Source organism: Shewanella olleyana (assembly GCF_023283825.1).
Classification (GTDB): domain Bacteria; phylum Pseudomonadota; class Gammaproteobacteria; order Enterobacterales; family Shewanellaceae; genus Shewanella; species Shewanella olleyana.
The window spans coordinates 19,526-43,607 of the sequence record NZ_JAKILD010000008.1 but is presented as its reverse complement, the minus strand read 5'-3'; the positions used below and the strand labels follow the sequence as shown (position 1 = coordinate 43,607).

Annotated in this window: 18 protein-coding genes and 2 tRNA genes; 18 read left to right on the top strand and 2 right to left on the bottom strand. The window is 41.5% G+C overall.

Features of this window, described 5'->3' with window-relative positions; all coding sequences use genetic code 11:
* Window positions 1–22: 22 nt before the first annotated feature.
* Together carB and greA are read left to right on the top strand one after the other, a co-directional pair.
* Window positions 23–3,247, top strand: a complete 3,225-nt coding sequence (gene carB / locus L2735_RS07360; RefSeq protein ID WP_248984086.1) for a carbamoyl-phosphate synthase large subunit — start codon at window positions 23–25, stop codon at window positions 3,245–3,247.
* 266 nt (window positions 3,248–3,513) lie between these two features.
* On the top strand, window positions 3,514–3,990 hold the full coding sequence (gene greA, locus L2735_RS07355) for a transcription elongation factor GreA (RefSeq protein ID WP_248984085.1): 477 nt from the start codon (window positions 3,514–3,516) through the stop codon (window positions 3,988–3,990).
* Window positions 3,991–4,143: 153 nt separating this feature from the next.
* Here greA and yhbY read toward each other — a convergent pair whose 3' ends face one another.
* The gene (gene yhbY / locus L2735_RS07350) at window positions 4,144–4,443 is read right to left on the bottom strand and encodes a ribosome assembly RNA-binding protein YhbY (RefSeq protein WP_153915154.1); all 300 of its coding nucleotides are present in this window, start codon (window positions 4,441–4,443) and stop codon (window positions 4,144–4,146) included.
* A gap of 90 nt (window positions 4,444–4,533) precedes the next feature.
* Here yhbY and rlmE point away from each other — a divergent pair, with 90 nt between their 5' ends.
* From rlmE to rpsO, 14 genes are all read left to right on the top strand, one after another.
* Window positions 4,534–5,163: a 23S rRNA (uridine(2552)-2'-O)-methyltransferase RlmE gene (gene rlmE / locus L2735_RS07345; RefSeq protein WP_102526889.1), complete on the top strand. Its 630-nt coding sequence runs from the start codon at window positions 4,534–4,536 to the stop codon at window positions 5,161–5,163.
* 54 nt (window positions 5,164–5,217) lie between these two features.
* On the top strand, window positions 5,218–7,176 hold the full coding sequence (gene ftsH, locus L2735_RS07340) for an ATP-dependent zinc metalloprotease FtsH (RefSeq protein WP_248984084.1): 1,959 nt from the start codon (window positions 5,218–5,220) through the stop codon (window positions 7,174–7,176).
* A 124-nt stretch (window positions 7,177–7,300) separates the two neighbouring features.
* Window positions 7,301–8,140 (top strand): dihydropteroate synthase, encoded by an 840-nt coding sequence (gene folP / locus L2735_RS07335; RefSeq protein WP_248984083.1) that lies wholly within the window; start codon window positions 7,301–7,303, stop codon window positions 8,138–8,140.
* A gap of 68 nt (window positions 8,141–8,208) precedes the next feature.
* Window positions 8,209–9,654: a phosphoglucosamine mutase gene (gene glmM / locus L2735_RS07330; RefSeq protein WP_283104572.1), complete on the top strand. Its 1,446-nt coding sequence runs from the start codon at window positions 8,209–8,211 to the stop codon at window positions 9,652–9,654.
* 177 nt (window positions 9,655–9,831) lie between these two features.
* Window positions 9,832–10,614: a triose-phosphate isomerase gene (gene tpiA / locus L2735_RS07325; RefSeq protein ID WP_153915162.1), complete on the top strand. Its 783-nt coding sequence runs from the start codon at window positions 9,832–9,834 to the stop codon at window positions 10,612–10,614.
* Window positions 10,615–10,618: 4 nt separating this feature from the next.
* Complete coding sequence (gene secG, locus L2735_RS07320) at window positions 10,619–10,951, top strand: preprotein translocase subunit SecG (RefSeq protein WP_153915164.1); 333 nt, start codon at window positions 10,619–10,621, stop codon at window positions 10,949–10,951.
* A gap of 101 nt (window positions 10,952–11,052) precedes the next feature.
* Window positions 11,053–11,137, top strand: a tRNA-Leu gene (locus L2735_RS07315).
* 82 nt (window positions 11,138–11,219) lie between these two features.
* Window positions 11,220–11,296 (top strand) — tRNA-Met (locus tag L2735_RS07310).
* 170 nt (window positions 11,297–11,466) lie between these two features.
* Complete coding sequence (gene rimP, locus L2735_RS07305; RefSeq protein ID WP_248984082.1) at window positions 11,467–11,922, top strand: ribosome maturation factor RimP; 456 nt, start codon at window positions 11,467–11,469, stop codon at window positions 11,920–11,922.
* 27 nt (window positions 11,923–11,949) lie between these two features.
* The gene (nusA, locus tag L2735_RS07300) at window positions 11,950–13,449 is read left to right on the top strand and encodes a transcription termination factor NusA (protein WP_248984081.1); all 1,500 of its coding nucleotides are present in this window, start codon (window positions 11,950–11,952) and stop codon (window positions 13,447–13,449) included.
* 25 nt (window positions 13,450–13,474) lie between these two features.
* Entirely contained in the window at window positions 13,475–16,123 is a 2,649-nt protein-coding gene (infB, locus tag L2735_RS07295) for a translation initiation factor IF-2 (protein WP_248984080.1), read from the top strand.
* A 61-nt stretch (window positions 16,124–16,184) separates the two neighbouring features.
* On the top strand, window positions 16,185–16,625 hold the full coding sequence (rbfA, locus tag L2735_RS07290; RefSeq protein WP_248984079.1) for a 30S ribosome-binding factor RbfA: 441 nt from the start codon (window positions 16,185–16,187) through the stop codon (window positions 16,623–16,625).
* Window positions 16,625–17,569 (top strand): tRNA pseudouridine(55) synthase TruB, encoded by a 945-nt coding sequence (gene truB, locus L2735_RS07285; protein ID WP_248984078.1) that lies wholly within the window; start codon window positions 16,625–16,627, stop codon window positions 17,567–17,569. The genes rbfA and truB overlap by 1 nt, the downstream gene beginning before the upstream one ends.
* A 126-nt stretch (window positions 17,570–17,695) precedes the next feature.
* A complete protein-coding gene (gene rpsO, locus L2735_RS07280; protein WP_055023715.1) occupies window positions 17,696–17,965 on the top strand; it encodes a 30S ribosomal protein S15 in 270 nt (89 codons plus the stop codon).
* Window positions 17,966–18,105: 140 nt separating this feature from the next.
* Here the strand turns inward: rpsO and L2735_RS07275 are convergent, their stop codons facing one another.
* Window positions 18,106–20,142, bottom strand: coding sequence for a putative bifunctional diguanylate cyclase/phosphodiesterase (locus L2735_RS07275; RefSeq protein ID WP_248984077.1), 2,037 nt, complete (start codon window positions 20,140–20,142; stop codon window positions 18,106–18,108).
* A gap of 389 nt (window positions 20,143–20,531) precedes the next feature.
* Here L2735_RS07275 and pnp point away from each other — a divergent pair, with 389 nt between their 5' ends.
* Both pnp and nlpI read left to right on the top strand, forming a co-directional pair.
* Window positions 20,532–22,634, top strand: a complete 2,103-nt coding sequence (gene pnp / locus L2735_RS07270) for a polyribonucleotide nucleotidyltransferase (RefSeq protein ID WP_248984076.1) — start codon at window positions 20,532–20,534, stop codon at window positions 22,632–22,634.
* 452 nt (window positions 22,635–23,086) lie between these two features.
* Complete coding sequence (nlpI, locus tag L2735_RS07265) at window positions 23,087–23,998, top strand: lipoprotein NlpI (RefSeq protein ID WP_248984075.1); 912 nt, start codon at window positions 23,087–23,089, stop codon at window positions 23,996–23,998.
* The last annotated feature ends 84 nt before the right edge of the window (window positions 23,999–24,082 follow it).

Genomic DNA, 24,082 nt, shown 5'->3' with positions numbered 1-24,082 from the left:
TCACTCGGAGAAGATAGAAGCAATGCCAAAACGTACTGATATTAAAAGTATTCTAATCCTAGGCGCTGGACCAATTGTTATTGGTCAAGCGTGTGAATTTGACTATTCAGGTGCTCAAGCGTGTAAAGCGCTACGTGAAGAAGGTTATCGAGTTATCTTAGTTAACTCTAACCCTGCCACCATTATGACCGATCCTGAAATGGCCGATGCTACTTATATCGAGCCGATTCATTGGGAAGTAGTTCGTAATATTATCGCTAAAGAAAAGCCTGACGCGATTTTACCGACTATGGGTGGTCAGACTGCACTTAACTGTGCTCTTCAACTTGAAGCTGAAGGCGTACTGAAAGAATTTAACGTTGAAATGATTGGCGCGACGGCTGATGCAATTGATAAAGCTGAAGACCGCAGTCGTTTTGATACCGCAATGAAAGCCATTGGTCTTGAATGTCCTCGTGCTGGTATTGCTCATACAATGGAAGAAGCTCACGGTGTATTAGACCAAGTAGGCTTCCCATGTATTATCCGTCCTTCTTTCACCATGGGTGGCAGTGGCGGTGGTATCGCATACAACAAAGAAGAGTTTGAAGACATTTGTTCTCAAGGTCTTGAGCTTTCGCCAACCAGCGAGTTATTGATTGATGAATCATTAATCGGTTGGAAAGAGTATGAAATGGAAGTGGTTCGTGACCGCAACGATAACTGTATTATCGTTTGTGCTATCGAAAACTTCGATGCGATGGGTGTGCATACTGGTGATTCAATCACAGTTGCTCCAGCGCAAACATTAACCGATAAAGAATATCAATTAATGCGTAATGCTTCTTTAGCAGTACTGCGTGAAATTGGTGTGGAAACCGGTGGTTCTAACGTTCAGTTTGGTATTTGTCCAAATACTGGCCGTATGGTTATCATCGAGATGAACCCACGTGTATCTCGTTCATCTGCATTAGCCTCTAAAGCAACAGGTTTCCCAATTGCTAAGATTGCGGCAAAACTTGCTGTAGGCTTCACTCTTGATGAATTAATGAATGATATTACTGGTGGTCGTACTCCAGCATCATTCGAACCTGCTATTGACTACGTTGTGACTAAGGTTCCTCGCTTTAACTTCGAGAAGTTTGCTGGTGCCAATGACCGTCTAACGACGCAAATGAAGTCAGTAGGTGAAGTGATGGCGATTGGCCGTACTTTCCAAGAGTCACTGCAAAAAGCATTACGTGGCTTAGAAGTCGGTCGTAATGGTTTTGATTCTGTTATCGACATTACGCTTCCAGAAAGCATGCAGCAAATTCGTCATGAGTTGAAAGAGCCAGGTTGTGATCGCATTTGGTATATCGCTGATGCATTCCGTGCAGGCCTTAGCCGTGATGAAATTTTCAGACTGACTAATGTTGACCATTGGTTCTTAGTTCAAATTGAAGACTTAATTGCTCAAGAAGCAAAAGTTTCTGAAGTAGGTATGTCTGGTCTTAACCAAGAATTCTTACTTAAGCTTAAACGTAAAGGTTTTGCTGACTCTCGTTTAGCTGAAATCTTAGGTGTAAGCGAAACCGAAGTTCGTAAAATTCGTGATAGCTATGATATGCACCCTGTTTACAAGCGTGTTGATACTTGTGCAGCAGAATTTGCGACTGATACTGCTTACATGTACTCAACGTACGAAGAAGAATGTGAAGCTGCGCCATCAACGCGCGATAAAATCATGATTCTTGGCGGTGGCCCTAACCGTATTGGTCAAGGTATTGAGTTTGATTACTGTTGTGTTCACGCAGCATTAGCATTGCGTGAAGATGGTTACGAAACCATTATGGTTAACTGTAACCCTGAAACAGTATCAACTGATTACGATACATCTGACCGCTTATACTTTGAGCCAGTTACGTTTGAAGACGTACTTGAAATTGTGCGTATTGAAAAGCCAAAAGGCGTTATCGTTCAATACGGTGGTCAAACTCCACTTAAACTAGCTCGTGCACTTGAAGCTGCTGGTGTACCAATTATTGGTACAAGCCCTGATTCAATTGACCGCGCAGAAGACAGAGAGCGTTTCCAACAAGCGATTCAACGTCTTGAAATGAAGCAACCTGAAAATGATACTGTTACAACAGTAGAAGGTGCGGTTATTTCAGCTGAGCGTATCGGTTATCCGTTAGTTGTTCGTCCATCATATGTACTGGGCGGCCGCGCGATGGAAATCGTTTATGACGAGCAAGACTTACGTCGTTACTTTAACGAAGCTGTTAGCGTATCTAACTCATCTCCAGTATTGCTTGATCGCTTCTTAGACAATGCGATTGAAATTGATATTGATGCAGTTTGTGATGGTGAAATTGTGGTTGTGGGTTCTATCATGGAACACATCGAGCAAGCTGGAGTTCACTCAGGTGACTCAGGTTGTTCATTACCACCATATAGCTTAAGCGAAGATGTGCAAAACCGTATGCGTGAGCAAGTTGCTAAATTAGCAATGGAGTTACGTGTAATTGGTTTGATGAATGTTCAGTTTGCGGTTAAAGATGACGAAATCTACATGATTGAAGTTAACCCGCGTGCTGCCCGTACTGTCCCGTTTGTCTCTAAAGCGACAGGTATTCCATTAGCGAAGATTGCAGCGCGTGTGATGGCCGGTCAGAGCCTAACATCGCAGAACTTTACTAAAGAAGTGATTCCACCTTATTTCTCTGTGAAAGAAGTGGTATTGCCATTTAACAAGTTCCCTGGCGTTGACCCAATGCTTGGCCCAGAAATGCGCTCAACAGGCGAAGTCATGGGAGTCGGTGAAACGTTCGCTGAAGCTTATGCTAAAGCACAACTTGGTGCGACAGCTGAAGTGCCAAAATCAGGTCGAGCATTAATCTCAGTTCGTAACAGTGATAAAGCACGTGTAGCAGAACTTGCAGCACAGTTGATTAAACTTGGCTACCAAATCGATGCTACACACGGTACCGCTGTAGTACTTGGTGAAGCGGGGATCAATCCACGCTTAGTTAACAAGGTGCATGAAGGGCGTCCTCACATTCTTGACCGTATTAAGAATGATGAATACACCTACATTGTTAATACGACAGAAGGTCGTCAAGCAATTGAGGATTCTCGTCAAATTAGACGTGGTGCACTGCGCTATAAAGTGAATTACACTACAACGCTAAATGCTGCTTTTGCTACTTGTTTAGCACACTCTGCAGATGACAGAAATAATGTGAATTCAGTACAAGAATTACATGAGCGAATCGCAAAAAATTAATTTTGTTTAATTAATTGCTGATTTGATTAAAAAGGCTGCATTCGTGTAGCCTTTTTTATTACTATTTTTTGACAGTCACTAGTAACTAAACTCAAGCTTATGTAAGCTTAGGGCATCATCATTAGATGCATCCTCAACGCAAGACACCGCATCATTTAGACTTTTTGTTATAAAGATCGTGCGCTATGCGAATTAATCGAGATTTAACTGTGTTGGTTTTACACCAGCACGGGGTGCTTTTGTTTTTAAAGGAGACATAAGACATTATGAATACCGTCCCTATGACGATTATCGGAGCCGAGCAGCTTCGCAAAGAACTAGACGAGTTGAAATTTGAACGTCGCCCTAGCATTACTTCAGCAATTGCCGAAGCGCGTGAGTTAGGTGACTTAAAAGAAAACGCTGAATATCATGCAGCACGTGAAGAACAAGGTATTTGTGAAGCGCGTATTCGTGATATTGAAGGCAAATTGTCTAATGCACAAATTATTGATGTGACAGCAATGCCAAACTCTGGTCGCGTTATATTCGGTACCACAGTGACGATTTTAAATGTTGATACCGACGCAGAGTCGACTTACCGCATTGTGGGTGATGATGAAGCAAACATTAAAGAGAATTTAATTTCAGTTAACTCTCCTATTGCTCGTGGCTTGATTGGTAAAAGTATCGATGATGAAGTGGCTATCACCACTCCTGGTGGCACAGCAGAGTACGAAATTACTGCCGTTGAATATATCTAGTCGTAATTACTACTAATATTAATTACTACTTAAGATTGATATTCTATAGTCATAAAAAAACCACTGCATGGCAGTGGTTTTTTTAGGTCAGAATGAACATTTGAATCGTATTGACTGCAAGATGAACACAAGACCCTAAGTTGTTTGACGAAATTATTTTGCTTTTGGAATGGCAACTTTCATTTCAGCAGACTGACGGAAAATAACTAAGGTGTGTCCGATAAGCTGTACTTTGGTTGATTGAGTTTCGCGAATAATCGCGTCAACGACAGCATTTTTAAGCTCTCTATCAGAAGAGCCTACTTTCACTTTTATTAGTTCATGATGAGTGAGTGCACTATCAATTTCAGCCAGCACACCTTCGGTCAAACCATTAGCACCAAGCAGCACTACTGGCTTTAAGTTATGCGCCAGGCCTTTTAAATGCTGTTTTTGTTTGGTTGTTAAGTTCATTTGTACCAACTTTTTGAATGTTACTGTTGAAAAACGGCTATTCTACCCTTATATAAGCTTTATGTAACTCCAAATCGTTACGGAATTTAAATGGCAACGAAAAAACGTTCGGCTAGTTCAAGCCGATGGATGCAAGAACATTTTGACGATCACTACGTTAAATTGTCTCAAAAGCGAGGTTTACGTTCTCGTGCAGCATTTAAGTTGGAAGAAATCCAACAGAAAGATAAACTAATCAAACAAGGCATGACTGTTGTTGATTTAGGCGCTGCGCCTGGCGGATGGTCACAAATTGCTGTTAAATTGGTTGGAGAAAAAGGCAAATTGGTAGCATGTGATATTTTACCAATGGATCCGATCGTGGGAGTCGACTTTTTACAAGGTGATTTCCGCGAAGAGAAAGTACTTGATGCTTTACTTGACCGTGTTGGTGAGGATAAAGTGGATGTAGTGCTTTCAGATATGGCGCCAAATATGAGTGGTTCAGATGGTGTGGACCAACCTAGGGCGATGTATCTCGTAGAATTAGCATTAGATATGTGTCATCAAGTTTTGGCCCCTAATGGTAGTTTTGCTGTTAAAGTCTTTCAGGGGGAGGGCTTTGACGAATATATGAAAGCGGTTCGACAAGCTTTCACTACAGTTAAAACACGAAAACCAGATTCATCGCGACCACGTTCACGTGAAGTGTATATAGTGGCGACTGGTTACAAGTTATAGTAGTCTAACGATTAATTATCGTGGGTCTTCAAGAGGTCTAGAAATTTGAGTGACATGGCAAAAAATTTAATTCTCTGGGTTGTCATCGCCGTTGTGCTGATGTCAGTTTTTCAGGGTTACTCCCCCTCTTCTTCGTCATCGCAGAAGATGGACTATTCCGTATTTTTAGATAGTGTCCGAAATGGCAATATCAATTCGGTTGAAATCAAAAGTGACCAGCGAACTATTGAAGGAATCAAACGTTCTGGAGAGAAGTTCACCACTATTATGCCAATGTATGACCAAGATTTAATTAATGATCTTGATCGTAAAGGGATTTCAATGAAAGGGCAGGAAGCTGAAGAATCTAGCTTCTTAACCCAGATATTTATCTCTTGGTTCCCAATGCTACTGCTTATTGGTGTATGGATATTCTTCATGCGTCAGATGCAAGGTGGCGGTGGTAAAGGCGCTATGTCGTTTGGTAAGAGTAAAGCCAAATTGATGAGCGAAGACCAAATTAAAACCACTTTTGCAGATGTTGCTGGTTGTGATGAAGCAAAAGAAGACGTTAAAGAATTAGTTGATTACCTAAAAGAGCCAACTCGATTCCAAAAACTAGGTGGTCGTATCCCTACTGGTGTTTTACTTGTAGGCCCACCGGGCACCGGTAAGACCCTAATCGCAAAAGCGATTGCTGGTGAAGCAAAAGTGCCGTTTTTTACAATTTCAGGTTCTGACTTTGTTGAAATGTTTGTCGGTGTTGGTGCATCTCGTGTACGTGATATGTTCGAACAAGCTAAAAAGTCTGCACCTTGTATCATCTTTATCGATGAAATCGATGCTGTAGGTCGTCAGCGTGGCGCTGGTGTAGGTGGTGGTCATGATGAGCGTGAGCAAACACTAAACCAAATGCTGGTTGAAATGGACGGTTTCGAAGGTAATGAAGGCGTGATTGTCATTGCTGCGACAAACAGACCTGATGTGTTAGATGCTGCATTACTTCGTCCAGGTCGTTTTGACCGTCAAGTGGTTGTTGGTTTACCGGATGTTCGTGGTCGTGAACAAATTCTTAAAGTGCATATGCGTAAAGTGCCTTTAGGTGACGGTGTTAAAGCCAGCGTTATTGCTCGTGGTACGCCTGGTTTCTCAGGTGCAGACCTTGCTAACTTAGTTAACGAAGCTGCTTTATTCGCTGCTCGTGGCAATCGCCGCGTAGTAGGAATGGAAGAGTTTGAAAGTGCTAAAGATAAAATCATGATGGGTGCTGAGCGCCGCACTATGGTGATGTCTGAGGAAGAAAAAGAAATGACCGCTTATCATGAAGCAGGTCATGCTATTGTGGGTTGTTTAGTGCCAGAGCACGATCCAGTTCATAAGGTAACAATTATTCCTCGTGGCCGAGCGTTAGGTGTGACTTTCTTCTTACCTGAAGCTGATGCGATTAGCCAAAGTCGACGTAAACTTGAAAGCCAAATTTCAGTTGCTTATGGCGGCCGTTTAGCGGAAGAGTTGATTTACGGTGGCGAGAAAGTTTCTACTGGTGCATCACAAGACATTAAATATGCAACATCGATTGCACGTAACATGGTTACGCAATGGGGCTTCTCTGAAAAATTAGGTCCTGTTCTGTACGCTGAAGATGAAGGCGAAGTATTCTTAGGGCGCAGCATGGCGAAATCTAAGAATATGTCTGATGAAACAGCAGGCATGATTGATCAAGAAGTGAAGCACTTAATCGATAGCAACTATGAACGTGCTAATAAGTACTTAACTGAAAATATGGATATTCTTCATTCAATGAAAGATGCATTGATGAAGTATGAAACCATTGATTCAGAGCAAATTGATGATCTAATGAATCGCCGTGAAGTCCGTCAACCTGCTGATTGGCAAGCTGATGACTCCATGGATGATCAAGATAAAGGTAACCCGGTAACACCTGAAGCAAAATCAACTGAGGAAACCTCAGAAGAACCTTCAGTTGATAAGCCTGATACCGAGCCTAAAACGGATGAATCGCCAGCTAAATAAGTTGCTGATTTTAAAGTTTGAAAAAACCCCGAAAGGGGTTTTTTTATATTTGTTGAACTAGTGTCATATTTAAGTCATATTTCTATAAAGATACTTTTTAAAAGATCTATTTAAGTGAGGTTGTGTGTTTCAAATTAAGTCTGGTGATAAAACGTTATCGCTAACTAGTCCTGTCGTTATGGCCATTATTAATGTCACTCCAGATTCTTTCTCTGATGGTGGTCAACATGCAACTGTCGAAAAAGCTTGCGCCCATGTAGATAAAGTCATAGCTGAAGGGGCACTCATTGTTGATATCGGTGGCGAGTCGACAAGGCCCGGTGCAGATGCTGTATCTGTTGAACAGGAATTAGCCCGAGTTATCCCTGTTATTGAGTATGTGGCTAAACATCATGATGTTTGGATTTCTATCGATACCAGTAAACCTGAAGTCATGGAAAAAGCTGTTGCTGCAGGAGCACACATTATTAATGATGTACGTGCACTACAAGAGCCTGGCGCGGTTGCGATGGCAACAAGTTTAGATGTCCCTGTGTGCTTGATGCATATGCAAGGGCAACCCAAAGATATGCAAGATGCTCCTCAATATGAAGATGTGATGCAACAAGTGAGCGAGTTTTTAGAATTGCGTGTTGATTATTGCTTAGCTGCGGGTATGCCTCGCGAAAATATCATCTTAGACCCTGGTTTTGGCTTTGGTAAAACCTTAGAGCATAACTATCAATTGCTGGCAAAGCTGCCTGAGCTACACAGTTTACATTTACCAGTATTAGTTGGCTTATCTAGAAAAAGCATGATTGGTGATTTACTGCAGCGTGATGTAGATGACCGCTTAGCAGGAAGTTTAGCTGGAGCAATGATCGCTGCTCAGCAAGGAGCACAGATTTTACGTGTTCATGATGTGAAGGAAACGGTAGATGCTTTGACTGTCATGTCAGCAACTATGGCGAGTTTGCATCAGTAATTAGTCGTTTTAGAGTCTGCTATTTTAACGGATTGAATTAGTGTGAATTCACTTAATGTGAGGTACTAATGCAGGACCATGATCAGCAAGGTAAAAAACAGCAAGAGAGAGAACAGCAAGATAAAAAACAGCAAGATAAAAAACAGCAAGATAACAAGCTACTCAATAAAGAACAGCAACAAAGAACTCTGTTTGGCACCGATGGTATAAGAGGTAAAGTCGGTGCCGGATTAATGACACCAGAACTTGCCTTGAAGTTAGGGTGGGCTGCTGGGCGTGTACTCTCACGCAGTGGCACTCAAAAAGTTATTATAGGAAAAGATACCCGTATTTCAGGGTATCTTTTTGAGTCAGCGCTTGAAGCTGGGTTATCTGCAGCAGGGCTGAATGTATTACTTGTAGGTCCTATGCCAACACCTGCTATTGCATACCTCACTCGCACTTTTAGAGCTGAAGCAGGCATTGTCATCAGTGCATCCCACAATCCATATTACGATAACGGCATTAAATTCTTTTCTGCTGATGGCAGTAAGCTTGATGACGAACTTGAGCTTGAAATCGAAAATGAACTCTCTAAGCAGCTGGTTTGTGTCGAATCTCATTTACTCGGCAAGGCGGCAAGGATTGACGATGCCGCGGGCCGTTATATTGAATACTGCAAGGGGCATTTCCCGGCAGAGCTGACGTTAAATGGGCTAAAGCTCGTTGTCGACTGCGCTCATGGCGCTACTTATCATATTGCTCCAAGTGTATTCAAAGAATTAGGCGCTGAGGTGATTACCATTGGTGATAAACCTAATGGCTTAAACATCAATGAAAATGTAGGCGCAACATCGATGCAAGTAATTTGCGCTGAAGTCATAAAACATCAAGCGCATGCAGGCATTGCATTAGATGGTGATGGCGATCGAATCATGATGGTTGATCATCAAGGAAAAGTGATTGATGGCGACCAAATATTGTATATTCTCGCTTGTGATGCGATTAGTAAAAATGAGTTCAAAGGTGGTGTGGTCGGGACATTAATGTCCAATCTTGGTTTAGAGTTGGCACTTGCAGAGTTGAATGTACCTTTTGTACGTTCAAACGTTGGCGACCGTTATGTCATGGAACTGATGCGACAACATGATTGGCGTATTGGCGGTGAAAACTCAGGACATATTTTATATTTAGATCACGGCACAACAGGTGATGGTATCGTTGCAGGCATCTTAGTCCTTGCAGCAATGCAACATCAGCAAAAATCGTTGGCTACTTTGGTTAAACCATTAGCTATGTTGCCTCAAATTTTGGTTAACGTTCGATTTGAAGGAGACTCTAATCCGTTAACTTCAAAAGCTGTTCAATCAGTAAAACAGGAAGTTGAATCTAAACTGGGTAAAACAGGCCGTGTTTTACTAAGGAAATCGGGAACTGAGCCTTTAATTAGAGTGATGGTAGAAGGCCAAGACATTGACCTTGTCACAACCTTTGCTAATCAAATCGCAGATGTGATTAAAAAGGTAGGTTTGTAACAAAGTTGAATATACAATCAACTGCAGTTTTATTTAATATTTGGTTATTTATTAATATCTAAAGTCAGCGCGTAAAAAAGCAACATTCTGTCATCTTATGACAAATATTCCTGACTTAGCTATTGTAACTTGTTTGGCGGTTCGTTATTATTCACGCCGCTTTCAAAGGAGACAGTAATGGCACTCAGACGTCCTATGGTAGCTGGCAACTGGAAAATGAATGGTAGTGCGCCTCTAGCGCAAGAGTTATTCAGCAAGTTTGCTACGAAGCTCCAAAATGATTCTGCAGAAGTAGTTTTATGTCCACCTTCAATTTATCTTGAAAGTGTTAGACAACTGCTTGAAGCAAATAAGCAAACCCTAGATGGTGCGCTTGTAAGAATGGGCGCACAGAACCTGAGTCAACATGACTTTGGTGCCTATACTGGTGAAATTTCCGGTAAAATGCTAAAAGATTCAGGATGTCGATATGTGATTATCGGCCATTCCGAGCGTCGTCGTATGTACGGCGAAACAAGTAATATCGTTGCAGAGAAATTCGCTGCAGCACAAAAACATGGTTTAACGCCGATTCTTTGTGTTGGTGAATCAGGTCCAGCTCGTGAAGCAAGAAGAACTTTTGAAGTGATTGCTGAAGAGTTAGACATTGTGATCGAAAAGAATGGCACCATGGCTTTTGATAATGCCATTATCGCTTACGAGCCTTTATGGGCTGTAGGTACTGGTAAAAGTGCAACTCCAGAGCAAGCGCAAGAAGTACATGCGTTTATTCGTAATAGACTCTCTGAAGTGTCTCCATTTATTGGAGAAAATATTCGCATTCTTTATGGTGGTAGTGTTACTCCATCAAATGCTGCTGATATATTTGCCCAACCAGATGTCGATGGTGGATTGATTGGCGGAGCTAGCTTAAACTCTAGCGAGTTTTTAAGTTTATGTTCCATTGCGATGAGCGCTTAATATTATGTATGAAGTTTTAATTGTTGTTTACTTGGTTGTAGCAATTGGTCTTGTTGGACTGATTTTAATTCAACAAGGTAAAGGAGCTGACATGGGGTCTTCATTTGGTGCTGGCGCATCAGGGACGCTATTCGGTTCAGACGGTGCAGGTAATTTCCTAACCCGAAGCACGGCTGTTTTTGCCATTGCGTTTTTCGCTTTAAGTCTTACTTTAGGTAACTTGAGCGCGAATCATTCAAAGCAGGATGATGCATGGAACGATTTAGGTTCTGCAGTAGAGCAAGTTGAACAAGCTCCTACTCAGGCTGAAACATCAGAGACTAAAATCCCTGATTAATTTGCCTCTTTAATAGAAGCAAATAATGTAAGACCGCAGTCATAGAGTTATCTTAATTTCCTCAATTAAATATGATAACGACTGTAAAAATTTAGTAGTAAGCGGATGTGGCGGAATTGGTAGACGCGCCAGCTTGAGGGGTTGGTGACTTAGGTCGTGTGGGTTCAAGTCCCACCATCCGCACCACTAAATTTTATTAATCATTTTTAACTTAAATTGATTAATTATTGCAAGCGAAGACGTAAGTTAATATAATTGCGCAAGTTGTCGCGGGGTGGAGCAGTTTGGTAGCTCGTCGGGCTCATAACCCGAAGGTCGTCGGTTCAAATCCGGCCCCCGCAACCAGCTTATTGTTTTTACTTATTTGCAGTACTGCAATGTAAATACAATTAAAAGGTTCTATATTTAAGACCTCGTTATTACGGGGTTTTCTGTTATATGGAGCTTAGTAACTCCGTGATTTTACGGACTTTTCGAGGGCTATTTGCCCTTTTTTTCGTTTTTGGGGGTCATTTTTGGCAACATTAGAAACTAAACTGACAGAAATGCTGACAGTACCTGTTGAAGCACTAGGTTTTCAACTTTGGGGTATTGAGTTTGTCCATGCAGGGCGTCATTCAATATTACGTGTATTTATTGATGGTGAAAGTGGGATCAATATTGAAGATTGTGCTGAAGCCAGCCGCCAAGTTAGTGCTGTTCTAGATGTTGAAGACCCAATCTCGACAGAATACACACTAGAAGTTTCATCGCCAGGTGTAGATAGACCATTATTTACGGCTGAGCAATACGCTGCTTATATCGGCGAAGATGCAAAAGTACAGTTAACGATGCCTGTTGCAGGGAGTCGTAATTTAAAAGGTGCTATCACGGCAATCGAAGGGCAAATGCTAACGATGACCGTAGATGGTGAAGATTTGATTGTGGCTTTAGATAATGTCCGTAAAGGCAACGTTATTGCAAAGTTTTGATGGTTTCAAGGTGAACGAGGCAACACAATGAATAAAGAGATTCTGCTAGTCGCAGAGGCGGTATCAAATGAAAAAGCCGTCCCACGCGAAAAAATATTCGAAGCGCTAGAAATTGCTCTAGCCACAGCAACAAAGAAAAAATACGAAGGCGAAATTGAAGTTCGCGTAGCTATCGACCGTAAAACTGGCCACTACGACACTTTCCGTCGTTGGATGGTAATCGATGATAAAGGCGAAGCTTTAGAAAATCCTTACAGCGAAATCACGCTTGAGGCTGCTCAATTTGAAAACCCAGAGATTCAACCTGGTGAGTTCATCGAAGACGAAATCGATTCAGTGGTTTTTGACCGTATTACGACGCAAACAGCCAAGCAAGTTATTGTGCAAAAGGTACGTGAAGCTGAACGCGCACAAATCGTAGAACAGTTCATCGAGCGTGAAGGTGAGATTGTCACTGGTGTTGTTAAGAAAAGCACCCGCGAAAGTGTTGTTGTTGATTTAGGTAATAACGCTGATGGTGTTATTTACAAAGAAGACATCATTAGCCGTGAATCTTTCCGCCCAGGTGACCGTGTTCGTGCATTACTTTATGCCGTGCGTCCTGAAGCGAAAGGTGCTCAGTTATTTTTGACTCGAAGTAAGCCTGAAATGATCATCGAATTGTTCAGAGTAGAAGTACCTGAAATTTTAGATGAAATGATTGAAATCATGGGCGCTGCTCGTGATCCAGGTGCACGCGCTAAAATCGCTGTAAAAACTAATGATAAGCGTATCGACCCAATCGGTGCTTGTGTTGGTATGCGTGGCGCACGTGTACAAGCTGTATCAAACGAGTTAAGTGGTGAGCGTGTTGACATCGTAATGTGGGATGACAATCCAGCACAATACGTCATCAATGCAATGGCTCCTGCTGATGTTGCTTCTATCATCGTTGATGAAGACAACCACTCAATGGATATTGCTGTTGAAGCTGACAGCTTAGCTCAAGCTATTGGCCGTAACGGTCAAAACGTTCGTTTGGCAACTCAGTTAACGGGTTGGGAACTAAACGTAATGACGGTTGAAGAGCTTAATGCGAAGCATCAAGCTGAAAGCGCTAAAGTTGTTAACTTATTTGTTGAAACTTTAGACGTAGATGAAGATTTCGCGACTGTTCTAGCTGAAGAAGGTTTTACTTCGTTAGAAGAGATTGCATATGTACCAGAATCAGAACTGTTAGAAGTTGATGGTTTTGATGAAGATATTGTTGCTGCATTGCGCGAACGTGCAAAAGCGGCGATTTCGACTAGAGCATTAGCGACAGAAGAAGCACTTGATGGTGCTGAACCTGCTGCTGACTTATTAGCGTTAGATGGTTTAGAAAAGCATTTAGCATATGTTCTTGCAAGTAAAGGTGTGTCGACCTTAGAAGACTTAGCAGAACAAGGTATTGACGATTTAATCGATATTGAAGAATTGACAGAAGAAAAAGCAGGTGAGCTCATCATGGCTGCCCGTAATATCTGTTGGTTTGGCGAAGAAGCATAAGTCGATCAACAGGGGGATTTAATTGATGGCAGATACAAGTATAGATAAATTGGCCGCGGAAGTGGGCAAGAATGTTGACAGACTGATTGAACAGTTTGCCGAAGCAGGCATTAAGAAAAGTAAAGCTGACAGCGTTTCTGAAACAGAGAAACAAACCTTGCTAGATCACTTGAAGAAGCAACACGGTGCGGATAAAGAGCCTCAAAAAATGACGCTGCAACGCAAAACTGTTTCTACTTTAAGTGTTAATGCAGGTGGCGGACAATCTAAAGACGTTAAAGTTGAAGTACGTAAGAAACGTACTTTCGTTAAGCGTGATGACAGTGAGTTAGCCGCAGAAGCTGAGCAACAAGCTAAACAGCAACAAGAAGCAGAAGCCGCAGCGAAAGCTGCAGCAGAAGCAAAAGCTGTTGAAGATAAAGCTAAAGCTGAAGCCAAGGCTAATGCAGATGCTGAAACTAAAGCGAAGAAAGAAGCCGATGCGAAAGCAAAAGCCGAAGCTAAGCCAGCTAAAGCAGAAGACCCAGAGTCTGCTGCCGCAAAAGCTGAAGCTGACCGCATTAAAACTGCGCAAGAAGAAGCAATGACTAAAAAGCAGAAAGAAGAAGCTGCACAAGCTGCTGAAACTGCTCGTAAGCTTGCTGAAGAAAACTCAAAGCGTTGGGCTGAAGAAGAGCGTCAACGTATTGAAGCTGAGAAAAACAGTGATCACCATATCACGACTTCAAAAGCTGCTCGTGCTGCTGAAGATACCTCAGATGCTGCAGAAGAGAAACGCGGTCGTCGTACTCGCAACAAAAATGCTAACAAGAAACGTGGTGGCAAAGGCGGTCGTGATAACCGTTCTAGAGGTGCTCGTAATCAAAGCACTGCTCCAGAATCAATGGCGCATGGTTTTAACAAGCCAGTTGCAGTAGTTAAAGGTGAAATCCGCATCGGTGAAACCGTTTCTGTTGCAGAACTTGCTTCGCGTATGTCTATTAAAGCCACTGAAATCATCAAGCAAATGATGAAGATGGGCTCAATGGTTACGATTAACCAAATTTTGGACCAAGAAACAGCACAAATGGTTGCTGAAGAAATGGGCCATAAAGTGGTACTACTTCGTGAAAACGAATTAGAGCATCAAGTACTTGGTGATCGTGATGAAGATGATGTTGTACTAGAGACTCGTGCTCCAGTTGTTACCATTATGGGTCACGTTGACCATGGTAAAACCTCATTACTTGATTACATTCGTCGTGCAAAAGTTGCTGATGGTGAAGCGGGTGGTATTACCCAGCACATCGGTGCATACCACGTTGAAACTGATAATGGCATGATCACTTTCTTAGATACTCCTGGTCACGCGGCGTTTACGTCAATGCGTGCTCGTGGTGCTAAGGCTACCGATATTGTTGTATTGGTTGTTGCTGCTGATGATGGCGCTATGCCACAAACGATTGAAGCAATCCAACATGCTAAAGCGGGTAACGTTCCGTTAATTATCGCTGTTAACAAAATGGATAAGCCAGAAGCTGATCCTGAGCGCGTTAAGAGTGAACTAGCTCAACACGGTGTGATGTCTGAAGATTGGGGCGGCGAACATATGTTCGTAAACGTTTCAGCTAAAGCGGGTACCGGTATTGATGAATTACTTGAAGGCATTCTTTTACAAGCTGAAGTTTTAGAGCTTCAAGCTGTTCGTGAAGGTATGGCTGCTGGTGTTGTTATTGAATCTAAATTGGATAAAGGTCGTGGCCCAGTTGCTACTGTTCTTGTTCAAGAAGGTACTTTACGCCAAGGTGATATCGTTCTTTGTGGTCTTGAGTACGGTAAAATCCGTGCAATGAAAGATGAAAACGGTAAGAGCATCACTGAAGCCGGTCCTTCAATTCCAGTTGAGATTTTAGGTCTGTCAGGTGTGCCATCTGCAGGTGATGAAGCGACAGTTGTACGTGATGAACGTAAAGCTCGTGAAGTTGCACTTTACCGTCAAGGTAAGTTCCGTGATGTTAAACTTGCTCGTCAGCAGAAGTCTAAGCTTGAGAACATGTTTGCCAACATGACTGAAGGCGAAGTACAAGAGCTAAACATTGTACTTAAAGCGGATGTTCAAGGTTCACTTGAAGCAATTTGTGATTCATTAACTAAACTGTCTACTGACGAAGTTAAAGTTAGCATTATTGCTCGTGGCGTTGGTGCATTAACTGAAACTGATGCGACACTTGCTGCAGCATCAAATGCAATCATGGTTGGTTTCAACGTTCGTGCTGATGCACAAGCGCGTAAGACTATTGAAGCTGAAAGTGTTGATTTACGCTACTACAGCGTTATCTACGACTTGATTGATGAAGTTAAAGCGGCAATGACGGGCATGTTAGCTCCTGAATTTAAGCAACAAATCATTGGTCTTGCTGAAGTACGTGATGTATTTAAGTCACCTAAGATTGGTGCTATTGCGGGTTGTATGGTTACTGAAGGTACTATCAAACGCAGTGCTCCTATTCGTGTTCTACGTGAAAACGTGGTTATTTACGAAGGTGAACTTGAATCGCTACGTCGCTTCAAAGATGACGTTAACGATGTTCGTAACGGCATGGAATGTGGTATCGGTGTGAAGAACTACAATGACGTCAAAGTTGGCGATCAGATTGAGGTCTTCGAGACGGTCGAGGTGGCCAGAACGCTGTAACACAGAAAGGGCGGCGTTAGCCGCCTTTTTTATTTATATAAAGCTATAAGGTATTAATGTTATGGCAAAAGAATTTAGTCGTACACGACGTATTGCACAGCAACTCCAACAAGAGTTAGCGATGATTTTACAACGTGATATGAAAGATCCACGCATTGGCTTTGTGACGGTAAACGATGTTGATGTGTCTCGTGATTTAAGCTTTGCGAAAGTCTTTGTGACTTTCTTCGAAGAAGATCAAGAGTTAGTCGATCAAAAAATTGAAGCACTTACAGCTGCAGCACCATATGTAAGAACACTGGTTGCAAGCAGAATGAAGTTGCGTGTTATGCCTGAGCTTCGTTTTGTTTATGATAGCTCGCTTGTTGAAGGTATGCGCATGTCTAACCTTGTTAGCCAAGTGATTACTCAAGACAAAGCTAAGCAAGATAAAGCTAGACAAGAAGAATTTGGTTCTGAAGAGGCTGATGCTTCTGAAGAAAAGCCTGAGGATAAAGATTAATGGCTCGTCGTCGCAAAGGTCGTTTTATTAATGGCATTGTCCTTTTAGATAAAGGTACTGGCATCAGTTCTAACCATGCTTTGCAACGGGTCAAACGTCTTTATAATGCCAACAAAGCAGGTCATACAGGTGCGTTAGATCCTTTAGCTACAGGTATGCTGCCGGTTTGTTTAGGTGAAGCGACTAAGTTCTCTCAGCATCTTCTTGACGCTGATAAACGTTATTTAGTAACGGCTAAATTGGGTGAGCGAACAGATACTAGTGATTCTGACGGTGAAGTTGTTCAAATTAGACCAGTCAAGTTTGAGCAGAAATTGCTAGAGGATTCATTAGAGCATTTTCGTGGTGATACCATGCAAGTGCCTTCAATGTTTTCAGCGTTAAAGCACCAAGGCCAGCCGCTATATAAGTATGCTCGTGAAGGTATTGAAGTACCACGAGAAGCAAGACCAATAACTGTTTTTGAACTGCTATTTGTGAGCCTTGAAGGTGATGACTTAACCCTTGATATTCATTGTTCTAAAGGCACCTATATTCGCACCATCATTGACGACTTAGGTGAAATGCTTGGCTGTGGCGCCCATGTCACTATGCTAAGACGTACTCAAGTTGCTGAATATCCATATGCGAAAATGGTGACTCTTGAACAGCTGATTGAACTTGCTGAAGGGACTGACAAAGAAGACGAATCATCTTTTGCAGTACTCGATGAGTTGCTTTTACCAATGGATACAGCCGTTGCCAATTTCCCAGAGGTGAATTTACCTGAGGCAAGTGGGCAATACATTATGCAAGGTCAGCCGGTGCAAGCATCAGGTTTAGTTGCTGATGTATTGGTGCGAATGACGCTGGGTGAAGGGCGCCAATTCATTGGTATTGGTACTATGAATGATGATGGTCTATTGGCTCCAAAACGTTTGGTTGTCGACCATAGCGGTGAGTAGCTTAAGGCTTTTGTAGACGGAACTGCATTTTTTATTGCGATAGAGACTGAATATAGTTAGAATATCGCCCCCTCTGGCTGAGTTAGTGATTGGCTAGAGTTAATTTAATTTTTTCTGGAGATAAATATGTCACTAAGTAATGAACAAAAAGCTGCTATCGTAGCTGAATATAGCCGTGGCGAAAACGACACTGGTTCTACTGAAGTACAAGTAGCTTTATTGACTGCGCAGATTAACCATCTACAAGGTCACTTCAAAGAGCACATCCATGATCACCATTCACGTCGTGGTCTATTACGTATGGTTAGCGCACGTCGTAAACTTACTGCTTACTTAAAGCGTAAAGACGTAGCTCGTTATACTGCTCTTATCCAGAAGTTAGGTTTACGTCGTTAATAACGACGTTTAATTTGAATATGGTTTCATGTTCAAATTCAAACCGTGAAAAAGGAGGCTTATGCCTCCTTTTTTATTGAGTGAAATAAAACAAACGTTTAATGCATGACTCAGCAGCGTGATTATCTTATCTAAATTGGTTAAACATGCTCTAAAGGTATCGGCATTTCGACTAAGTATTTTGCTTCAAATTCTTCAAGGGGTAATGGCTTGCTGAAAAAGAAGCCCTGACCAATTTGACAGTTGTGATGCTGCAGCCATTCAAGTTGTTCCTCATTCTCAATACCTTCAGCCACAATATCTAAATTCAACTGCTGTCCAAGCATAAGAATTGTGGATGCGATTGCTGCGTCATGAGGCAAGTCGGAAACAAAACCACGATCAATTTTCATGGTTGTTATCGGTAAATGACGTAAATAAGATAGTGAGGAATAACCCGTTCCAAAATCGTCTACAGCAATACCAAATCCAGCGCTCTTTAGCTGCTCTAGCTTGGCAATGGCTTGGTCTACATCATTCATCAATGATGTCTCAGTTATTTCAATCTCGAGTAATTCAGGGCGAATTTGATAGCGCAAAGCTAACTGTTTAATGTCTGATACCAAGCTGGCATCTGCAAACTGCTGTGAAGCGACATTAACAGCAATAGGAATAGCGTAATTGTATTTCTTTTCCCACTCGCGGATAACTTTACAGCTTTGCTCAATGACCCATCTGCCAATCGGGATGATAATCCCAGTTTCTTCAGCAATTGGGATAAATGACAGTGGTGAGATAAGCTCTCCATTTTTTTGCCATCTGATCAGTGCCTCGCAGCCAATAACTTGATTAGTTCTTAAGTCTAATTTGGGCTGAAAGTAGAGTAGGAATTCATTGTTTTTAAGTGCATTATGCAGTGATGCTTCGGTTTTAAGCCTAACTGCGGCATTTTCTGTCATTTGCTGTTTAAAGAATGCCCATTGATTTGAGCCTGCAGCTTTTGCACTGTACATGGCAATATCGGCATGGCGAATTAAATCTTCTGCACCTGGGCCATCTTCAGGATAAATTGATATCCCAATAGATGCGGCAGGGTGAATTGCATGTTCATTCAGTTGAACTGGCGCATTGAGGTGTTGCTGCATACGAGCAACAAAGTCAGCCGCTTGATCTGGTGTCTCAATGTCATCTGCGACAATAACAAATTCATCACCACCTAATCGTGCCACGCTGCCTCTATCTCCTACAACGGTTTCTAGAATGCGAGCAATGCGAGCGAGAAATTGGTCACCAATAGCATGGCCTAGTGAATCATTCACATTTTTGAAGCGATCTAAATCGATAAACAATAATGCGAAGTGCCTTTTGTGTACTCTAGCTCTTTGAATGGTTACGTTAAGAGTTTCAAGTAATAAAGTACGGTTAGGTAGGCTTGTTAAAGGATCTCGAGTAGCCATTTTACGAAGTTTATTCTGAGTTTGGCTAAACTGTAATAAAATTTGATTAAACTTGGAGGTTACCAGACCCAGTTCATCGTCTTTGTGAGCAGCTGAAATAGGCAGTAGGTTTTCATCAGGCAAATCTGGATCAATTTTATCAATAGCTTCACTGATCCTCGCAATAGGCTGAGTGAGAAAGCGATGGAATACAATAGTTAATACTAGTGTTAGTAATAATGCGCGAGCAAGGGTTGCAATAAATCCCAATTGAAGCTGATTAAACAGGTTGTTGGTCATTTCTTGTGTATCGTAAAAGATAGTTAAGGTACCAATAAGTTGCTGTTTTTTATTACCTTCGAAGTAAAATGGTCTGTAAAGTAGCCGTGATATTTCATTTAAATCATTGAAAAGGAAGTGGCTTAAATTTTCATAGCTATCTGAGAAGTGTGACGGTGTATTACTAGCTGTAACGAATAAGCTACCGTCATCAAGGGTAATCACTGCGGAGCTGATATTATCAATTTTGATAATACCTTCTAGAGTTTGTTCGGTTTGTTTGTCATCTAATGCCCAAACAGCATTAGCTGCAGTTTGTTCAACAGAATTGAGTAGCTCTTGTTGTGATGCGGTTAGTTGCTGTTTGGTAGTCACGACAACTAGTGCGATCTCGACGACAAAAATAGCAATCGCAAAAAACAAAGCTGTAAAGACAACTAAGTTAGTTTGTTTCCATGTCAGAGACTTAAACCTTTGCGTCATTAAAACGATTCCATTTGCTTTAGTATAAATATATAGCTTTGATGCGTATTTGATGCATTTATCATGTTGTACTCATTTAATTATTTGATAGTTATTCTTATTTTGTTACAACAATAATTAACTTTAGACAAAATTGTATGAAAAGTCATTAATTATAGCTTCGACAAGTGATATCAACTCTGCAATTTCGAACAGTGAAAATAATGTATTCTGCGGTTGATAGTGGGTAGGTTATCTATGCCATTGCTGATTAGTCATTTTATCGGCAAACTGAAGATTAATTTTAATTATTTTTTTGCGTGTATTTTGCGATGCGCTTTAACTATTGTAATAAATTGCAGTATACTTGTGCGCGTAATTTAAAGGTAAATAATTAAGGAATGGGTCAAGTGAATCCAATAGTAAAGAGTTTTGAGTATGGTCAACATACCGTCACCTTAGAAACAGGTGTTATTGCACGTCAAGCAGACGCTGCAGTTCTAGCGAGCATGGGCGATACAACTGTATTAGTTACAGTTGTTGGTAAAAAAGCAGCTGATCCTAGCCGTGACTTTTTCCCATTAACAGTTAACTACCAAGAAAAGACCTACGCAGCAGGTAAAATTCCTGGTGGTTTCTTCAAGCGTGAAGGCCGTCCTTCTGAAGATGAAACACTGATTGCTCGTTTAATCGACCGTCCAATTCGTCCTTTATTTCCTAACGGTTTTAAAAACGAAGTTCAAGTGATCATCACAGTTGTTTCTGTCGATCCTCAAATTGAACCTGATATGGTTGCAATGATTGGTACATCAGCTGCACTATCTATTTCAGGTCTTCCATTTAATGGTCCTATCGGCGCAGCTCGCGTTGGTTACATTGATGGCGAATATTTATTAAACCCAACTGTAGATCAAATTGCTGAAAGTGATCTTGATTTAGTTGTTGCTGGTACAGAATCAGCAGTACTTATGGTTGAGTCAGAAGCTAAATCATTAGCTGAAGAAATCATGCTTGGCGCTGTGACTTACGGTCATGACCAACAACAAATTGTTGTACAAGCTATTGCTGAATTCAAAGCAGAAGCTGGCAAGCCTGCATGGGATTGGACTGCTCCAGTTCAAGACCAAGACTTAGTAGCTCAAATTAAAGAGTTAGCTGAAGAAGGTATGACTGCTGCTTACCAAATCGAAGTTAAGCAAGATCGTTACGCTCAAGTAGGTGTTGTTAAAGCTGCTGCTAAAGAAGCATTAATTGCAAACAACCCTGATGTTGATACTCGCGAAGTTGATGGTTTACTTGGCAGTCTTGAGAAAAAAGTTGTTCGTGGTCGTATCATCAGTGGCAAGCCACGTATCGATGGCCGTGAACCAGACATGATCCGTGCTCTAAATGTTCTAGCTGGTGTACTTCCACGTACTCACGGTAGTTCATTGTTCACTCGTGGTGAAACTCAAGCACTAGTAACTTGTACTTTAGGTACTGAACGTGATGCACAAAAGATTGATAGCATCATGGGCGAGCGCACTAACCGCTTTATGCTTCACTATAACTTCCCTCCTTACTCTGTTGGTGAAACAGGTATGGTTGGTTCACCTAAGCGTCGTGAAATCGGCCATGGTAAGTTAGCTTGGCGTGGTATGGCTGCTGTTATGCCATCAGCTGAAGAATTCCCATACAGTGTTCGTGTAGTATCTGAAATTACTGAATCAAACGGTTCAAGCTCTATGGCTTCTGTTTGTGGTACTTCATTAGCATTAATGGATGCGGGTGTACCAATCAAGACTTCAGTTGCAGGTATTGCAATGGGTCTAGTTAAAGAAGGCGACGACTTTGTTGTACTTTCTGACATCTTAGGTGATGAAGATCATTTAGGTGACATGGACTTTAAAGTTGCTGGTACTCGTGACGGTATTACTGCTCTTCAGATGGATATCAAGATCGAAGGTATCACTAAAGAGATTATGGATATCGCACTGCAACAAGCATACGGCGCACGTGTTCATATCCTAAACGTAATGGATCAAGCAATTGCTGGCCCACGTGAAGATATCTCTGACCATGCTCCACGTATCACGACTATCAAGATTAACCCTGAGAAAATCCGTGATGTTATTGGTAAAGGTGGCGCTACAATTCGTGCACTTACCGAAGAAACGGGTACGACTATCGAGCTTGATGATAATGGTGTGGTTAAGATTGCATCTTCAAATGGCGAAGCAACGAAAGAAGCTATCCGTCGTATCGAAGAAATCACTGCTGAAGTTGAAGTGGGTCGTATCTACAAAGGTAAAGTTATCCGTATCGTTGATTTCGGTGCGTTTGTTAACATCCTACCTGGTAAAGATGGCTTAGTTCATATTTCACAAATCAGTGAAGAGCGTGTTGCTAACGTTTCTGACCATCTTGAAATGAATCAAGAAGTCGACGTTAAAGTGATGGAAGTTGACCGTCAAGGTCGCGTAAGACTTTCTATCAAAGAAGCTAACGCTAAAGAAGAAACTGCGGCAGAATAATTTCTGACAATAATTTCTGATTGAATAAAGGAGATCTTCGGGTCTCCTTTTTTGTGCCTAAAAATTAGAGTCGGAGTACAATACCAATCAGCATAAGAATATGATTATTCTTACTGGTTAAAATCGCTTATAACTTCGTTAGAATTTTGTATGAAGAGCAACTAGCTGGCTGCAATTCCTGCCTTGTTCTAAGCGATTTTTCCAACGCAATTTCTGAACACTTATTTATCCCGATTAGTATAAACTCTCACTTTCTGCAATATTATTGAACTGTTCTTTAGACTGAATAGTCTGAGCAAAGAATCTAGAATTTGAGGATGTCGAACTCTCAAGCCGATAAGCCTCTTTTTAGATTACTATTTGTAAATGAAAAATTATTAGCATCTCCATAGCCCTAATGGGTATTGGTTGTTATGATGCAAAGTAATTATAGAACCTGATAAGGTATTTAAATGGAACAGAAATTACGTACCACAGTCGTCGCATTATGTGTGGGGGCCAGTTTGTTATTGTCAGGTTGTGCTTCTTTATCAGGTGGTGCAGATAGTGCCGCAGCTGGAAAAGTGATGGTCGCACCAAATGTACCTGACTATAAATTAGAAGTGACTTTGGCAAAGCTCAATGAAATACTGGGCTCAATGGAGTTAACTTCAGAACAGCGTGCTCGCTTTCATTATGATCGTGGTGTGATTTATGACAGTGTTGGTTTGCGTTTGCTTGCACGAATCGATTTTCATCAAGCTATCAAACTACAACCAAACCTTGCTGATGCTTACAATTTCTTAGGAATTTACTATACCCAAGAAGGCGAGTTTGAAAGTGCATATGAATCCTTTGATGGTGTATTAGAGTTATCTCCTGAATATGATTATGCGTATTTAAATCGTGGTATAGCATTATATTATGGCGAGCGTTACGAACTTGCAGCTCAAGATATGCAAGACTTTTTAACTAAAGAACCATCAGATGGTTACCGTGCTTTATGGTTGTATTTAGTTGACTCTCCAAGAAGTGCTGAAAACGCGCAATTAGCCTTGATTGAAAATAGAAAATCACTCAATGAGCAGGCTTGGTCAACAGTGTTAGTTGATTACTATTTAGGGACGTTAACTAAAGAGCAAGTATTTGAAGCGGCGAAAGAGAACCTAAGTCAGCCAAAAGAATACTCAGAGCGCTTATGTGAGACCTATTTTTACCTAGCGAAAAAAGCGGTGGAGCAGCAAGATTATGAATTAGCAATTGATTACTATCGTCTTACGCTAGCAACTAACATTTATGATTTTGTCGAACATCGCTATGCACGTATAGAGCTTGCTAAAGCGCAGCAAAAGCTGAGTGAACAAGAAATGGCAACAACAGAGTAGTTCATATTCAAGAATTCATTAAAGGCTAACGATAAAGTGTTAGCCTTTTTATTACTTATTTAGCACTTCAAATATCCTTCAGGC

Coding starts and splice junctions, on each gene's coding strand:
- carB (WP_248984086.1), top strand. CDS start 23: ATGCCAAAACGTACTGATATTAAAAGTATTCTAATCCTAGGCGCTGGA.
- greA (WP_248984085.1), top strand. CDS start 3,514: ATGAATACCGTCCCTATGACGATTATCGGAGCCGAGCAGCTTCGCAAA.
- yhbY (WP_153915154.1), bottom strand. CDS start 4,443: ATGAACTTAACAACCAAACAAAAACAGCATTTAAAAGGCCTGGCGCAT.
- rlmE (WP_102526889.1), top strand. CDS start 4,534: ATGGCAACGAAAAAACGTTCGGCTAGTTCAAGCCGATGGATGCAAGAA.
- ftsH (WP_248984084.1), top strand. CDS start 5,218: ATGGCAAAAAATTTAATTCTCTGGGTTGTCATCGCCGTTGTGCTGATG.
- glmM (WP_283104572.1), top strand. CDS start 8,209: ATGCAGGACCATGATCAGCAAGGTAAAAAACAGCAAGAGAGAGAACAG.
- tpiA (WP_153915162.1), top strand. CDS start 9,832: ATGGCACTCAGACGTCCTATGGTAGCTGGCAACTGGAAAATGAATGGT.
- secG (WP_153915164.1), top strand. CDS start 10,619: ATGTATGAAGTTTTAATTGTTGTTTACTTGGTTGTAGCAATTGGTCTT.
- nusA (WP_248984081.1), top strand. CDS start 11,950: ATGAATAAAGAGATTCTGCTAGTCGCAGAGGCGGTATCAAATGAAAAA.
- infB (WP_248984080.1), top strand. CDS start 13,475: ATGGCAGATACAAGTATAGATAAATTGGCCGCGGAAGTGGGCAAGAAT.
- rbfA (WP_248984079.1), top strand. CDS start 16,185: ATGGCAAAAGAATTTAGTCGTACACGACGTATTGCACAGCAACTCCAA.
- truB (WP_248984078.1), top strand. CDS start 16,625: ATGGCTCGTCGTCGCAAAGGTCGTTTTATTAATGGCATTGTCCTTTTA.
- rpsO (WP_055023715.1), top strand. CDS start 17,696: ATGTCACTAAGTAATGAACAAAAAGCTGCTATCGTAGCTGAATATAGC.
- L2735_RS07275 (WP_248984077.1), bottom strand. CDS start 20,142: ATGACGCAAAGGTTTAAGTCTCTGACATGGAAACAAACTAACTTAGTT.
- nlpI (WP_248984075.1), top strand. CDS start 23,087: ATGGAACAGAAATTACGTACCACAGTCGTCGCATTATGTGTGGGGGCC.